The organism is Desulfopila sp. IMCC35008, assembly GCF_010646885.2.
Lineage (GTDB): Bacteria > Desulfobacterota > Desulfobulbia > Desulfobulbales > Desulfocapsaceae > Desulfopila.
Window position 1 is genome coordinate 114,628 of record NZ_CP050700.1, and the last position, 15,899, is coordinate 130,526.

The 15,899-nt window shown below is 49.0% G+C and carries 12 protein-coding genes; 5 read left to right on the plus strand and 7 right to left on the minus strand.

Going from position 1 to position 15,899, the window contains the following annotated elements:
* Positions 1–4: 4 nt before the first annotated feature.
* Genes GA520_RS00520 through GA520_RS00530 form a run of 3 tightly spaced genes read left to right on the plus strand, consistent with a single transcriptional unit; the run spans position 5 to position 3,462 of the window.
* The gene (locus GA520_RS00520) at positions 5–1,609 is read left to right on the plus strand and encodes a hypothetical protein (protein ID WP_163337077.1); all 1,605 of its coding nucleotides are present in this window, start codon (positions 5–7) and stop codon (positions 1,607–1,609) included.
* Between the two features lie 17 nt (positions 1,610–1,626).
* Entirely contained in the window at positions 1,627–2,595 is a 969-nt protein-coding gene (locus tag GA520_RS00525) for an ExeA family protein (protein ID WP_163337078.1), read from the plus strand.
* 21 nt (positions 2,596–2,616) lie between these two features.
* On the plus strand, positions 2,617–3,462 hold the full coding sequence (locus GA520_RS00530; RefSeq protein WP_163337079.1) for a polysaccharide biosynthesis tyrosine autokinase: 846 nt from the start codon (positions 2,617–2,619) through the stop codon (positions 3,460–3,462).
* Position 3,463: 1 nt separating this feature from the next.
* Here the strand turns inward: GA520_RS00530 and GA520_RS00535 are convergent, their stop codons facing one another.
* From GA520_RS00535 to GA520_RS00550, 4 genes are all read right to left on the minus strand, one after another.
* Positions 3,464–5,254 carry a YgiQ family radical SAM protein gene (locus tag GA520_RS00535; protein ID WP_163337080.1) on the minus strand — a complete coding sequence of 597 codons (1,791 nt, stop codon included), beginning with the start codon at positions 5,252–5,254 and terminating at the stop codon, positions 3,464–3,466.
* A 154-nt stretch (positions 5,255–5,408) separates the two neighbouring features.
* The gene (nhaD, locus tag GA520_RS00540) at positions 5,409–6,833 is read right to left on the minus strand and encodes a sodium:proton antiporter NhaD (protein WP_163337081.1); all 1,425 of its coding nucleotides are present in this window, start codon (positions 6,831–6,833) and stop codon (positions 5,409–5,411) included.
* Between the two features lie 206 nt (positions 6,834–7,039).
* The gene (locus GA520_RS00545) at positions 7,040–9,205 is read right to left on the minus strand and encodes a SulP family inorganic anion transporter (RefSeq protein ID WP_163337082.1); all 2,166 of its coding nucleotides are present in this window, start codon (positions 9,203–9,205) and stop codon (positions 7,040–7,042) included.
* 48 nt (positions 9,206–9,253) lie between these two features.
* Positions 9,254–9,856, minus strand: a complete 603-nt coding sequence (locus tag GA520_RS00550; RefSeq protein ID WP_163337083.1) for a carbonic anhydrase — start codon at positions 9,854–9,856, stop codon at positions 9,254–9,256.
* 520 nt (positions 9,857–10,376) lie between these two features.
* On the opposite strand from GA520_RS00550, the gene GA520_RS00555 reads away from it, so the two are divergent.
* On the plus strand, positions 10,377–11,045 hold the full coding sequence (locus GA520_RS00555) for a response regulator transcription factor (RefSeq protein ID WP_163337084.1): 669 nt from the start codon (positions 10,377–10,379) through the stop codon (positions 11,043–11,045).
* Between the two features lie 498 nt (positions 11,046–11,543).
* On the plus strand, positions 11,544–11,816 hold the full coding sequence (locus GA520_RS00560) for an HU family DNA-binding protein (protein WP_163337085.1): 273 nt from the start codon (positions 11,544–11,546) through the stop codon (positions 11,814–11,816).
* Between the two features lie 40 nt (positions 11,817–11,856).
* On the opposite strand, the gene lgt is transcribed toward GA520_RS00560, so the two are convergent.
* From lgt to GA520_RS00575, 3 genes are read right to left on the minus strand one after another with little or no spacing between them, the layout of a single operon-like run.
* Entirely contained in the window at positions 11,857–12,681 is an 825-nt protein-coding gene (gene lgt / locus GA520_RS00565) for a prolipoprotein diacylglyceryl transferase (protein WP_163337086.1), read from the minus strand.
* Between the two features lie 6 nt (positions 12,682–12,687).
* On the minus strand, positions 12,688–14,589 hold the full coding sequence (mnmG, locus tag GA520_RS00570; protein ID WP_370362734.1) for a tRNA uridine-5-carboxymethylaminomethyl(34) synthesis enzyme MnmG: 1,902 nt from the start codon (positions 14,587–14,589) through the stop codon (positions 12,688–12,690).
* 44 nt (positions 14,590–14,633) lie between these two features.
* On the minus strand, positions 14,634–15,461 hold the full coding sequence (locus tag GA520_RS00575; RefSeq protein WP_163337088.1) for a class I SAM-dependent methyltransferase: 828 nt from the start codon (positions 15,459–15,461) through the stop codon (positions 14,634–14,636).
* Positions 15,462–15,899 lie beyond the last annotated feature (438 nt).

The window sequence follows — 15,899 nt, forward strand, 5'->3', positions numbered from 1 at the left end:
ATTTATGGATAAGCAACAGAGCTTGCTGCTCAAAAAATATATCGATCTGCTGTTTCGCTGGAGGCTATTGCTTATTGTGCTCCTTTTGCTCAGTCTCCCGGCTGGACTTGCTCTCTATTTGAAACAACCGAAGATTTATCAGGCGACGAGTCTGTTGAGTTATCAGCAGCAGAGGATTAATCCGAACAAGATGTCGCCTGATGTACAGGCTCGAATTAAGGATATTGTCAGTACCCTGACTCAGATAGTTACGTCACGGACGAATCTGGAGAATCTTATAGTATCTTTTAAGCTTTATGAGAAAGACAGAGCACAGCTTCCAATGGAAGATGTTATCGATATAATGAGGCGTGACCTGAGTATTAAGCCTTCCACGAGGGGAGATACGTTTAGTATATCTTATGTCGGAGAGCAACCGGCGACAGTGGTGAAAGTAACCAATGCACTGGCAGCAAAATTTATTGAGGAAAACCTCAAATACCGCGAAGAAAGAGCCAACGAGACATCATCGTATACCAGCAATGAGCTGGAGATGGCCAAATCCATGATGGATCGTAAAGAAGCGGCCATGAGGGATTATAAGCTCCAATACTATAACGAAATGCCAGAACAGCGTGAATCGAACGTCTCGAGGCTTATAGCATTACAGGAACAGTATCAGGGGAAACAGGAATCTATCCTTGAGTTAGAACGGACCCGGGTGATGATTCAGGAGCAGATCGCCCTCCGTGAGAAAATATTGGCCTCAGAGGCGGAAGCTGCCCGTTCAGCTCTTGCAAGTGCCGGGGTCGCTGCTGCTGAAAAAGGTATCAGACAGCCTGGTGATATTAAGGAATTGCTGCAATTGCGGGCAGAGATGGAGGAATTGCTGGTCAAGTATACTGAGAATCATCCGGATGTAAAACGATTAAAAAGAAAAATTCGTCAGCTGGAGCAGGAGCTTCCCGAGAAATCAGCAGATGATGGCGGAAGTGGTAACAGTAAAAAGAATAATCCATCTCAATTATTGCCTGCCGACAGGGATATTCTTCAGCTTAAAGCACAAAGCAAGAGTATCCAACAATCTATTGCTGCAATTGAGCTTGAAAAGGAGCAGCTGAAAGAGAGTGTTAAGAATTATGAGGAGTGGGTGGCAGCAGCCCCTATACGTGAGGCAGAGTGGTCTGCGCTGACACGTGAGTATGGTGAGCTGAAGCGTCACTATGATTATCTTGTCGCCCAGGATCTTCAGGCAAAATCAATGCTCAATCTTGAGCGCCGTCAAAAAGGGAGCCAGTTCAAGGTTGAAGATCCAGCTCGTATGCCTGAAAAACCTATTAAACCAGATTTCCTGAAGATAATGGCGATCAGTGTCGGTGGATCCATGGCTCTTGGGGGTGGTTTGATACTGCTTATCAGTTTTATGGATACCTCCTTTCGTGACCCTGAGGACCTTGAGAGTTTTATCGGGGTTCCGGTTATAAGCACCATCACGTATTTTGAGACAAAGCGGGAAAAACGTTTCCGATTTTTTAAATCCGTTGTTATTGTTATAGCATTAACCCTTCTTGTTATTGCTGTGGTTGGTTTGTTCTGGTATGCCTGGTCGAAGGGTAAGATCGTTTTTTAGTTGGTGACTGTAGCCTAATGTATAGGAAATACTACGCACTCAAAAGAAAGCCGTTTGAGCTGGTACCGGATCCGGAATACCTCTTCCTGAGTGAATCCCATAAGGAAGGTATGGCCATGCTGCGGTACGGGGTGGTATCCGAGAAAAACTTTCTTTTACTGACGGGTGGGATAGGTACCGGCAAAACAACTCTCGTTAACAGTCTCGTTGAAGGTATAAAACGAAATTTCCTTACCTGTCTTATTTCCAACCCTCTTCTTTCAGTACAGGAATTCTATTATTATATTGCAGCAAATCTTGGTTTGTTACGTGAGGAAAACAAGGCGACATTTCATCTCTCATTTTCAAAACTCCTGAAAGAGTGCAGTAGGAACGGGCGAAAGGTCCTCCTCATTATAGATGAGGCCCACCTGTTGTCCCTCGAACTCCTGGAGGAGATTCGGCTGCTTGTCAATCTTGCCCCTGCCGGCAAGAATACCCTCTGCGTTTTTCTTATTGGTCAGCCGGAGCTACTGGACCGCTTGAGTGAGGAGAGACTCCTGCCACTGCGACAGCGTATATTCTTACGCTTCCATCTCAAGCATCTCTCAGAGGAGGATACCAGGAATTATGTTCACTTCAGGTTGCAGAGTGCGGGTGCCGCACGATCAGATCTCTTTAGCCAGGAAGCCTTGAAATATCTCTATTCTGTTACAGACGGGAATCCACGGCTTATAAACGCTATCTGTGATACCTCTATGCTGCTAGGGTTTACCCGGGAATTACGGCAGATTGGGCCCGAGATTATTGCTGAGTGTGTGAAGCAGCATCAGCTTCCGGCAGAGGACCAGGCGAGTCGTAAAGAGCAGAAGGCTGCCTCCGTGCGGAAGCGCCGCGTTCCGCTCGCGCTGGCAGCTGGATTGGTTGTCGGTGTCTGTATTCTCTATTTTGTCAATAATGGCATAATTTCTTCGGTGAAGGAATATATGTCTCTTCTGTTCAAGTAAAATAATACATTTAAGGGAAGTATGGGGAACATAGCGGATGCACTGGAAAAAGCCGGTGTTGGCCTGGTAGATCAGAAAGGTGATGATAGTGGTGGGAATGGAGATGGGGACAGCTCCGGCCAGGAGTCTTATCCTCGGGCAGCCCCTTCGGAGCCGTGGGAAGAACGGCTGAATATGATCGCCAACGATTCAGCCCAGGCTGCGGAATCGTTTCGGGTACTTCGCTCCCAGATACTCTTTCCCGAAGACGGCAGGCCTGCACCCAGAACCATTATGGTGACGTCCTCAGCATCCGGGGAAGGTAAGAGCATGGTCTCGGTGAATCTGGCACTGGCAATAGCCAGGGGACTGGATCAGTATGCACTGCTGGTTGATTGTGATCTCCGCAGACCGAGTCTCGCGCCACTCCTGGGACTTGGGGCCGTGGGTAAAAGAGGGCTTGCCGATTATTTGCGTGGCGAGGCCGAAATCAGGGATCTCATCCTGAAATGCGCCGTACAGAAAATGTCTCTTCTGCCAAGCGGCCCCCCTCCTGTAAACCCGGCAGAACTCCTCAGTTCCGGTCGAATGAACCACCTCGTTGAAGAGCTGTACAATCGTTATGCCGATCGTTTTGTAATATTCGATAGCCCGCCATTCCAGGCGGCAGCAGAGTCAAGTGTGCTGTCAAAAGCGGTTGAAGGGGTTGTCCTGGTGGTCGGATACGGCAGGTCGGATCGCCGCAAGGTTAAAGCCATGGTTGATTCAATTGGCGCAGAGAAGGTGTACGGTGTGGTCTTTAACGCCATGAAAGAGAATTATCTAAATAACAAGCTGTTTGAGTCTTATAGTCAGTACGACCAATACTATACAGCAGGTAAAAAGTAACTTATTTCTTTCGTCTGTACTTGTGCACAGTTCCGGTAGATTGTTTTTTGCGGCGGTGAAAGTGGTCTTCGATTATCTGTCGCTGCTTCTTACGATCGGAGCTGTTTTTCGCCACGAAAATCTTTTTGCCGGTCACCCGGCTCCTCTCTGCAACAAACATGGCTGTTGACAGGGTTCCCGGTGTTGGGGTGAAATCCTGGAATTTGGAGATTGTTAAACCAAGGTTTTTCATATCCCGCGCAAGTTGTGAGGCGTGTTTGCCAGTACTCCCGGGATGACTGCTGATCACATAGGGGACTAAATTGAGTTTCTTCCCTTTTTTCCCGATCTGCCTTTCACAATAACGGATAAATTCCTGAAGCAGTTGATGCGGTTCTTTATGCATCAGTTCGAGAATGTCGTCGCAGCTGTGTTCCGGGGCGATTTTGAGAGCTCCGGGTGTGTGTTTTGTGGCAATCTTTTTCAGAAGATCCGGCGTTTTGAGCAGTAACTCCATACGCAGACCTGAGGATACGAACACATGTTTGATATCAGGTATAGAGGCTACAGAGTCAAGCAATTGCAGAAACCTCTTCTCGTCAATATGCAGGTGTTTACAGACCTCGGGAAAGAGACAGTCTCTTTTTTTGCAGCCGCCAATATCGCACCGAGTAGCAAAAAGGTTGGCTGTGGGCCCGCCTAGATCGGTAATGGTTCCGTCAAAATCATTTGCTGCACTTATCCTCTTACATTCTTGAACAATGGATGGATTTGATCTGCTCTGGACCTCAGCCCCCTGGTGTCTGGTTATCGCGCAGAAGGAGCAATTGCCGGAGCATCCCCTGACAATCGTAACCGAGTTCCTGATCATACGGAATGCAGGGATGTCGGAGCCTGCCGGATAGGCTTTGCGGGTAAAAGGGAGAGCGTAGAGATGATCCAGTTCGTTCTGAGTGAGTGGTGAGGAAGCAGGATGCTGCACCAGCCAGTGATTTTGCTGTTTCTGGAAGACTATCTTTTGTGAGTTTGCACGTTGATGTGCATCGACCTCATGCTCTGCATCAAGGAAGAGGTTCTTATCTCGGGTGATATCGTGATACGACGGCAGGACCAGGTAGTTCTTGTTCCCTGTAGTAGAAAAATCGGGATACCTGTCGAGTAACTCCTTTTCCGTAAGGCGTTCGCAACTGCCCTGTATTGAGTGAAGCGGTTTTCCTTGTGTGCATCGCCTGGCAACTTCGAGCACGGTTCGTTCGCCCATACCATAGACGAGCAGGTCACCTTTGGCATCAGTGAGCAGTGATGCTCGTAGTTTGGCCTGTTTGTAATCATAATGCATGAAGCGTCGAAGAGACGCTTCTATCCCACCAAGAATGACAGCTGTGTTCTTGTATGTTGATCGCGCCAGGTTGGCGTAAATCATGGTTGCCCGATCTGGCCGGTATCTGTTGTTTTTATCCTGGGGCCCGGGTCGCCAGGGACTGCCGCCTGGTGAATAGGCGTCTGTCTCCCGAACTTTGCCATTGCCGGTATAATTGGCGACGATAGAATCGAGATTCCCGGCCGTTATACCGCAAAAAAGGCGTGGTGCCGGGTATGAAAGAAAATCCTGGTTGGTGGTATATCGTGGTTGGGAGAGAATAGCAACGCGATAACCGTGGTCTTCAAGAAAGCGTCCGATGAGGGCGACACCGAAACTAGGATGGTCGATATAGGCATCACCGGTCACAAGCAGGATGTCAATACCATCCCAGCCACGATCCCTGCACTCTTCCCACGAAATGGGAAGAGGCAGGGGATGGGAAGAAATCATAAAGAGTATTTGTCCGTCATTAGTTGGGGTCAGGCTTAAGCCTGACCCCGGTCCCGATATGTTGATCAGGCTTAAGCCGATTATTTGGGGTCAAGCTTAAGCCTGACCCCGTTCTTGGCAGAGGGTGTGAGCATGAGAATGCGAGCCTCGTGCATCACATTATTTTCGCGTTCACAATGAGGTGAACAATAATGGAAGCACCATAGCCAAGGGCGATAACCGGGGTCCATTTTAAATGGGCACCGAAAGTATACGTACCCCTGGCAGCACCCATCAGGGCAACACCCGCTGCAGATCCGATTGAAAGCAGACTGCCACCTACACCGGCAGTAAGCGTTACCAGCAGCCATTGGCCGTGGGACATGTCGGGAAGCATGGTCAATACCGCAAACATGACCGGGATATTATCGACGATGGCCGAAAGAATACCAACCAGCACATTCGCTGTTGTCGGGCCGAGATCGTGGTACATAAAGGCTGAGACAGTGGCCAGGTACCCAAATTGCGAGAGTCCGCCAACACAAAGAATTACCCCGTAGAAGAAGAGCAGGGTATCCCACTCGGCTCGGGCCACCTTCCTGAACAAGTCGAATGGATCGGGCTTGGTGTGGTACGTTTGGTGTGAGAGCGGATTGTCGTCTATATCGTAATTTCGGTTCTCAACTTTCTTGAGGTAGAAAGAGAAAAATCCGAGATAGCCAAGTCCGAGCATCATGCCGGTTGCGGGGGGCAGGTGCAGAAAGTTATGGAAAGAGACGGCAGTGGCAATAGTGCAGAGGAAAAGTAATATAATCCTTTTCGCACCCAGCTTCATTTTTTTGGTTTCTTTTGCTGCCGGCGGTTGTTTTTTGGCAACTGCAAAATGCATAAAGGCTGCCGGGACCAGCCAGTTGACAAGTGATGGCAGGAAGATTGCGAAAAATTCAGAAAACTCTACGATGCCTTTTTGCCAGACCATGAGTGTCGTAATATCACCGAATGGCGAAAATGCACCACCGGCGTTGGCAGCAATAACAATATTGATGCAGGCAATGGTGACAAACTTTTTATCGCTGCCACCGACCGCCATGGCCACAGCACCCATAAGTAATGCTGTTGTCAGGTTGTCGGCAATAGGAGAGATGAAAAATGAGAGGAGGCCGGTAAGCCAGAACACCACCCTGAAAGAAAAGCCGCGACTCACCAGCCAGGATCGGAGCGCCTGGAAGACGTTTCTTTCATCCATGCTGTTAATGTATGTCATGGCACAGAGCAGAAACAGGAACAGTTCCGCATATTCCAGGAGATTATGGCGGATAGCCTGTTCAGCAGCATGGGTATTACCCATGGCAGAGAACGTGATGGCAACAAATACCCAGATCAATCCTGCTGCCATCAGCACAGGTTTGGATTTACGCAGATGGAGCTGTTCTTCAAAGATAACAAGTGAGTAAGCACCAACAAACAGTATGAGTGAAAAAATACCGAGGAAGCTGGTGCCCAGCTGAGAGGTGTCGACAGCATGACCTGAGGAAGAGGAGGCCATTGCCGTCCCCGTCAGGATCGCCAGAAAACCGACGAAAGATAATGCGAGTTTCATGTATGATTCCTTCAATTCGAGTGGGGGGCAGAAACAGCAAAATTGATAACCGCACCACTATAACAGCAGAAAGGGGACTTGACAAGAGAAGGTGGTAGAACACTCCTAAAGAGTGCCATGTGGTGGGTCAAAATGCAGGAAAAGCGGAGCGAGGAAAGGGAGCAGAGCGGGGTCAGGCTTAAGCCTGACCCCACTTTTGAATGATATTATGTGACGTCAACCGGGATATATTTAGTAAGAGGACAATTCTTACATCCTTTCTCAGGAAGGTCTGTGTTGGTATGAACCTTATCAACCAACCCTTTAACCGCGGCCCTGGAATCGGCGTAGATCTCATCCTCACCGATTTTTTGGAGAAGTCCGGTCCGTTCCATGACCATAAGAACCTGGCCCTTGATACCGCACATCGCAAAACCGAGGCCTGCGCTGCGGATACGCTTGACCAGCATCTCAAGAGCCTCTTCGCCGGAAGCATCCATGTCGTTGATGCCACGGGCATCGAGCAGGATGTAGCGGAGATCAGGCTGCTCGTTACGAAACTTCAGTACCTGCTCATCAAGATAGCTGGCGTTGGCGAAAAAGAGCGCGCCGTCAAAACGTACAACAGAGATATGACGGCAGCCTTTGAGCCGGTAATGTTCAGCGCTTTTAAGTACTTTCTCTTCGTTCATGGACAATCTCGCTACAACAGGTCGCATGGATTTGTAGAGGAAGACGGTCATGGACAGGACGACACCGACCATGATGCCTTTGTCGAGATGCGGGGCAAAGTAGAGGGTGACAATGAAGCTGAGTACGGAGATAGCACCGTCATACCACTGTGCTTTCCAGGCATGTATGAAACCTTTGGCGTTCACCAGCCCGATAACCGCCATCATGATGACCGCAGCGAGTACAGCCTGGGGCAGATGATAGAGCAGCGGAGTGAAAAAGAGCAGGGTGATGACCACCATAATGGATGTGACCACCGAGGATATGCCTGAAACAGCACCGGCCTGGAGGTTAACGGCAGAACGGGAAAACGAGCCGGAAACGGCATAACTCTGGCCGATAGATCCGAAAATATTGGCCAGGCCCTGCCCGACAAGCTCCTGGTTGGGGTCAAGTTTCTGACCGGTCTGGGCGGCCATTGCCTTGGCGATCGCAATAGCCTCCATGAAGCCGAGGAGCGAGATGATGATCGCGGTCGGCAGGAGTTTGAAAAATGATTTTACATTGAGTTCAGGAATGCCAAGGGTGGGGAGTCCTTCAGGAATCTTACCGACAATGGCGCCACCGCCCGTCATCTTAATTTTGGTGGTATCAAGAGGCTCATTACCAAGCTTGATACGCCAGGTACCGCCATCGGTTGTTATGCCTGAGGGGATGGAGGCTTTGGGGTAAAAGGTGTAGTTGCCCTCTTCCCCTGCTGCCTCAAACTTCATGTAACGCAGTTCGGTGCGGATTTCACTGGCGTGATGTTTATATCCCTCCATCTCGGTAGTGAGGATCGCGACCTCACTTTCGAGTTTAATCAGTTCGATGGGTTTACCATGACCACCACTATCCTTAGCTTTTTCTTCATCTACCTTGAGGCCGATGGCGGCTCTTTCTTCACCTGTTGACTTGATTTTGGCAACAGTGGTATTGAATTCAGAAATTTTCTCCTGTAATCCATCCTGCTGGAGGGCGTCGATGGCGACATAGGAATCCTTGTTGAATCCTGTGAAATACGAAATGATGGTGGCAATGGCAACGGCGATCAGCACGTTCGGGATGCGAGGGTTGATTTTACGCAATGAAACCATGATCGCAACCGCACCGATACCATAGAGCAGAGTCGGGAGGTGGGTATAATCGATAGCCGCCTGTCCAACCCGGATAAGGGTTTCGTAATGATGCGGGGCTTTGTCAACATACACCCCGAAAAACTTGGAAAACTGGGAGGAGGCAATGATGATCGCGGCAGCATTGGTAAAACCGTTAACAACCGGGTGAGAAAGGAAGTTAACGACCAGGCCGAGACGCAGTACGCCAAGAGAGAACTGGAAGATACCAACTGTAAGGGCTAAAGTTACGGAGTAGGCAATAAATTCAGCAGACCCTGCAGTAGCCAGCGGTTCGAGCGAAGCGGCCGACATGAGGGATACCACGGCAACCGGTCCTGTAGCGAGCTGGCGACTGGAGCCGAATAAAGAGGCGACCATCGGCGGCAGGAAGGCGGCATAGAGCCCGTAATATGCTGGCAGTCCGGCCAACTGGGCATAAGCCATGGATTGTGGGATAAGAACAAGTGCAACGGTGATACCAGCGAGAAGGTCGATCTTGAATTTGCCAGTGTCATAGTCCTTAAACCAGTCAAGAAACGGAAAAAACTTCAATAATATATTCATCTGTTAACCTTGTATCAGAGTTGTTGTTTTCGTTGTGGCAGCAAAAGTCTACTTTTCGAGGAAGCGAACTTCGCCGCTGCTCAGGTCGTAAAATGCAGGGACGACCTTGACGGCACCTTCCTTCACCAGATCGGCGACAACCGGCTCTGATTCCGAAATTTTCCTTGCAACCTGTTTGGCAAGCTCTATAGAGACATTGTCTACGGTGTCTCCTGCCATTTCCTGAACATTCTTGATAGCGGTCTGGATAGCCGGGCCGAGGGTGGCAATATGACCTTCAAGTGTTGCCCCGCTTGCCACGGCGGTAACAGCACCACAGCTGGAATGGCCCAGCACCAGTACCAGTGGTGTGTGCAGGTGTCGTACTGCGTACTCGATGGAACCTAAGGTGTGGTCACCAATAATGTTTCCTGCAACACGAACCACAAATAAATCACCAAGACCCTGGTCGAAAATATCTACGGGCGGCACCCGTGAATCGGAGCAGGTAAGAACCGTTGCAATCGGTTCCTGTCCGGTGGCCAGGTTCTGGCGACTCTCTTCGCAGTGATTCGGGTGCTCGAGCTGGCCGGAGGTGAAACGATTGTTACCCTCCTTAAGGATGTTGATTGCTTCATCGGCTGTCAGCCGTGACTTCGGGACCTGTCCCATAAAAAATCTCCTTCATAAATTGTTAATCGTTAAATTCGTTAAAACCTATAAAATGTTAAAAGACATGATGTCTTATACTTACAGTATGTTTTTCCAAAATAGCAGGTACTTTTATCCCAGCTTAGTAAACGGCGTAATCAAATTAACTTTTGCACAAAATGTCAAGAGAAATCAGAGATTAGGACGTTCATATGCACGTTATAGAGGTTGGGCATAAGTGCTGCAAAATAGTGGTGGTAACAACATTCTTGATAAAATATTGGTTCTTTTTAATCATGAGATGAAAAAATCAGTTTGACGATTCATGTTTCTTCGGTAAATTGCCTGACATACCATGTGTCCGCGAAAGTTTACGATAGCTGTACTATTGACAGAGGTGCATAGATTGCACACTTGTTGAGGAGGTTGTCCGAGAATTATATTATAAAATAACGAAGAGCCCGGGAGAAAGTGCATTCTCGTACAGTTTCCTAAGACAGTGAGGTCTTTGGTGCAGTTCATTACTAGCAAGGGAGTCAAAATGAAGGATACCGCCCCGTATCGGGTAGTTCTGGCAGATGATCATGTGCTGATTCGGCACGGAATTAAAAACATCATTGCCCGCGACAGTGGTCTGCAGATTGTTGGAGAGGTATGTAATGGGGAAGAACTCCTTGACCTGCTTCAGGAAGACACAGTCGAATTGATCATTCTCGATATCTCTATGCCCAAAATTGGCGGGATGGAGGCTGTGGCAATGATAAAAGGCAAGTATCCCTGGATTAAGGTTCTTATGCTGACCATGCATAAAAACAAACAATACTTTTATCATGCCATGTCGGCAGGGGCGGATGGATATCTGGTGAAAGACGATTCCGATGAGGAATTGCTCGTTGCCATTAACAAGATCCGTTCTGGCAAAAATTACATCTCCCCCTATCTGGCTGAAGAGTTTGCCGACGATGTTATTAACAGTTACCGAAGCGATAAGCGTAACCTGTTTCAGGAATTGACCCGCAGGGAAAAGCAGATACTGCAGTTCGTTGTCGATGGATATACCAGCAGGCAGGTTGCAGATCAACTTGGCTTGAGCCCGCGGACCGTCGATCATCACCGGTCCAACCTTTTGAAAAAATTCCAGATGAACAATAGCGTGGACCTGGTCAATTTTGCCGTAAAAAATGGTTTTGTAACACCCCAGAAATACTAAACATACGGCCCCATTTTTCGACGTCCACCGGGGCCAGGCCCGGTTTATCGGGGGTCAGGCTTAAGCCTGACCCCATCCCACCCCGGACGCCATCTTCCCACCGACAGGGGTCAGACTTAAGTCTGACCCCACCAAGACCCCACCAAGACCCCACCAAGACCCCACCAAGACCCCACCAAGTATCATATGTGATGCATAAAGTAAAAAACCCGGTTTCCACCAGGAAACCAAGAGGTAAAAAATATTTTTGCGATCGGCTGTGACAATGTGAAACGGTAGGCCAATAACCATTACATTTCAAAAAGATACCTTCATTTTGTTGTAGGTTTTTTCCTTACCGTGACCTGTAGCTTCCAAATTTTACGATTGTTTTTTTGTGTAAACTCAGTACTATTGACACCGCTTGTTGATGATCATTCAAATTGAGCACCACAGGGTATGCGCAGGCCGAACATCTTCGGTTATTGGGCATGGTGCAAAAAGTAAAGGAGAATGAAGATGAACAAAGGGGAACTCATCGCATCAATAGCAGAGACCAGCGGTATTCCAAGAGTTAAAGCCGAAAGGGCTCTGAACATGGTGCTGAGAAACATGGCGAATGCCATGGAGCGGGGGGAACGCGTAACGTTAGCTGGCTTCGGTTCGTTCAAGGTTGTTGAACGCGCTGCCCAGAAGGGAAGGAATCCACAAACAGGGGGAATCATTACTATCCCTGCTCACAATGTGGTGAAATTCAAGCCAGGTAAAAATCTTTTCGAAAAAGTGCAGTAAACAGTATTGTTGCACAGGGGCTCGTTGTCCGGGGTCAGGCTTAAGCCTGACCCCCTTCACCAGACCTCTTGCCTGTCTGACGGGAGCGAAGCAGCCAGAGAATACTCCCGCCAGCTACCATGACAGTGCTCAGAAGCTGGCCCATGGTGGCGACACCCAGCAGGTAACCAACCTGGGGATCGGGTTCCCTAACCAACTCGACCCCCATTCTTATTGTTCCGTAACCGATCAGAAACAACGCAAGAATGGAGCCGTGGGGCCATGCTTTTTTTTGTTCCCACGGCTTCTCTTTGCACCACCAGAGAAGCAGGAACAGGAGTAACCCTTCAGCAAAAGCCTCGTACAGCTGGGACGGATGTCGTGGTAATGGACCGCCTGACGGAAACACCATGCCCCAGGGAACATCCGTGGTTCTTCCGAAAAGCTCACCATTTATAAAGTTGCCGATCCGGCCTAGTCCCAACCCTATTGGGATAGTCGCGACGTAAACATCCGCCGCTTTCCAGAAATTGATCCTGTATTTATGGGTACTGATTGCACCGGTAATTATAAGGGTGAGGCAGGCCCCATGAAAGGACATGCCACCACTCCAGGTAGCAAATATCTGCAATGGATGCTGGAGGTAATAGTCCAGGTTATAAAAAAGGACGTAACCAAGCCGGCCACCGACGACGACCGAGAGGATCAGGATGAAATTAATATTTTCAAAATGGGGTTCGAGTTCCTTGAATTTAAATTTCCGTATCTGGTATTGCACCAGAAAATAACAGGCACAGAACCCCAGCACGTACATCAGGCCATACCAGCGAACATGGAGCGGGCCGACAGAAAATATTATCGGGTCAATATTGGGAAATGGAAGCATATCCTTTTAGTTGTTCCTTCTGCGCAGGTGAACCTGTAATACGGAAATTGCAGCAGGTGTGACACCGGAAATTCGTGAGGCCTGGCCAAGTGACAGTGGCCGGACGGATGAAAGTTTTTCGACAACCTCGTTTGATAGCCCGGAGAGAGCTCTGTAATCAAGATCTTCTGGTATTTTCATCGCTTCCATTTTGCGAAACCTTTCGACCTGCTCCTTTTGGCGTTCGATATACCCATGAAACTTGACCTGCAGCTGGATTTCTTCGGAGACGTTTGATTCACTCAGTGCTTTGACTTTGCCTGCAGTTTCACCTGCAAGGGGTAAGGCTGAAATTTTGGCAAGATCAAGCTCCGGCCTTCGAAGGAGGTCACTGAGGGCCAGTTTTTGTTTAGCGTGGGTGGAGCCAAATGATTCGAGTATTTCGTTGACCTCCCTGTTCGGTTTGACATGGGTCGTGTCCAGCAGTTCCAATCCTTTGTGTATGGCTTGTTCCTTAGCCTTGAAGGTGTCGTATCTCTCCTGGGAAAGTAAACCGATCTCGTATCCTTTTTGTGATAGCCTTATATCCGCATTATCCTCACGTAGCAATAAGCGGTATTCAGCTCGTGAAGTGAACAACCGGTAAGGCTCCCTGGTGCCGAGTGTTACCAGGTCGTCTATCAGTACGCCCGTGTAGGCTTCCGACCTATCAAGTATAAATGGGGATTCCCCTCGGATATATCGAACGGCATTGATGCTGGCCATGAGCCCCTGGGCGGCGGCCTCTTCATAACCTGAGGTGCCGTTGATCTGTCCCGCATGGTACAGTCCCTGAAACTTCTTGGTAGCCAGGGTGGGCAAAAGCTCAAGAGGGTCGATATAATCGTATTCAATAGCATATCCCGGGCGTATGATCCTGGCATTTTCCAACCCCTTGATAGACTGAACCATGGCCTGTTGTACGTCGAACGGTAAACTGGTGGGGATTCCGTTAGGGTAGACTTCGGTGGTGTCGAGGCCCTCCGGTTCGATGAAGATCTGGTGGCGGATCTTTTCGGGAAATCGCATTATCTTGTCTTCAATGGAAGGGCAGTAGCGTGCCCCGATTCCTTCAATTACACCGGTGTACATGGGAGATCTGTCGACTCCGCCGCGAATGATCTCGTGGGTCTTTTCGTTGGTGTAGGTAATGTAACACGGCAGTTGCGGCAGGGTGTATCGCTTTCCGGATTTAAAAGAGAAATGGGCAGGCGGCTGGTCGCTGTGTTGCGGTTCGAGTTCTGAATAGTCAATGGTTTTGGCGTCAAGCCTTGGTACGGTGCCGGTTTTCATTCTGCCAACCGTAAAGCCCGCCTCCTTGAACCATTCAGCAAGTTTGGTTGATGGTGCATCACCCAGGCGACCGGCCGGAAAGTTTTTGAGCCCAATGTGGACCAGACCATTCAGAAAGGTGCCGGAACAGACAACCACGGCCTTGCAGCTGATCTCTTCCTCGAGGGAGGTGCGGATGCCGCAGACCGTGCCGTCTTTGATCAGGATCTCATCAGTTACAGCCTGCATGATGGTCAGGTTTTCCTGTTGCTCCAGTATCGTTTTCATTCGGAGTCGGTAAAGAAGCCTGTCCGCCTGGGCCCTGGATGAGCGGACAGCGGGTCCCTTGCTGGTGTTCAACTTGCGAAATTGGATGGAGGTGGCATCGATATTGGTGGCCATCTCGCCGCCCAGGGCGTCGATCTCGCGTACCAGGTGCCCCTTGGCCAGGCCGCCAATGGCAGGGTTGCAGGACATGGCGCCAATGGTGTCGGCATTGATGATGGTGACAAGCGTCCTGCATCCCATCCTGGCAGCGGCCAGGGCCGCCTCACAACCGGCATGGCCGGCACCGATAACTATTACATCATAATCTGTCATATACTTATTAACCCGCATTGCCCGGGGTCAGACTTCAGCCTGACCCCATTAATCCTTTCAATCTATTTCGTCCAATGAATCAATACCCATCTCGGAGGAGGATCACGTTTAATCGTTACCGATCCGTCCGTATCAATTCTCGATATACCCTCAACATATGCTCTCAGCTTCCTCTCTTCATCGGCTTGTAACTCTTTTATCATCCAGGAATAAGAGGTAAGCGCGTCATCAAGATTTGCAAATGTCACTTCGCTTTCAAGCTGCATGATCCTGGTTTCCGGATGAATCCCCATGGAGTACAGCATGTTTAATGTATAAATATAGTCCGGTCCGGATTCAAACGGTCTGCCGAGGGCTCGAAAGACCTCAGGATCGAAAGGTGTCGGTGAAATCCTGTCTGCTATAAAAATATGTTTTTTGCTGTAACGCTGTAACTTATCTATTGCACCCTGCAGGTCCTCAACACCCATGGAGCGGGCAGCAATTGTAATGTCATGCGCTGTAATCCTGGCTTTTTGCCAATCGTCTTCCCATGCGCACTGAACTGTCCTGATATTCTTTATATTGTCCTCTGCAGCACGTTGATCAAGCAACTGAAGCATTTTGGCTGAAAAATCTAAAGCAGTGACAGTTTTGCAATGTTTAGCGATGGGCAGGGCAAGTGTTCCGGGTCCGCAGCCGATGTCGAGTACGCTGGTTTCCGGGCCAAGCGGTAAATGCGGCAGCAAAAGCGAGGCAAAAACAGAATCCCGGTTACGCACGGCAAACGATTCCGACTTTTTGTCCCACTCTTTGGCACCTTTGTTCGACCAGCCCTTTATATCGCGGGCATTGTGCCAAAGTTCAGCCCAGTCGAGGTCGTCGTATGTAATTTTAGAGAAATCAGTCATAATGTATTGCCAGGTATTCCAAGTATTTCCAAGGGGTCAGGCTTAAGCCTGACCCCAACAACCCCTGCTGCTTTAAGCTACATCCTTTGCCCGGGGTCATGCTGCCAGCCTGTTCCCTCAATTTTGGCCCCTCTATTGCCCGGGGTCAGGCTTAAGCCTGACCCCCATTGCGCAATTGCGAATAATGTCCCAACGGAGATGCTGTATTTTTTAAAAAAGAAAAAACAAAAGTATCACAGCCAACCCCGAAGTGCAAGAAACGCAACCTGAGTCAATGAAAATGTTTGACACAGTAGCACTTCTATGGTTAATATTTTTCTCTTGTGAATTTGAGTTTTCTTCTTGCCCGTAAACAATAATTGAACAGGCAGGGGGTGAGGGCCAGGTATAAGCAGAATATCAAATATCCAATTGCTTATGGCCCGTTTACATTAAAAA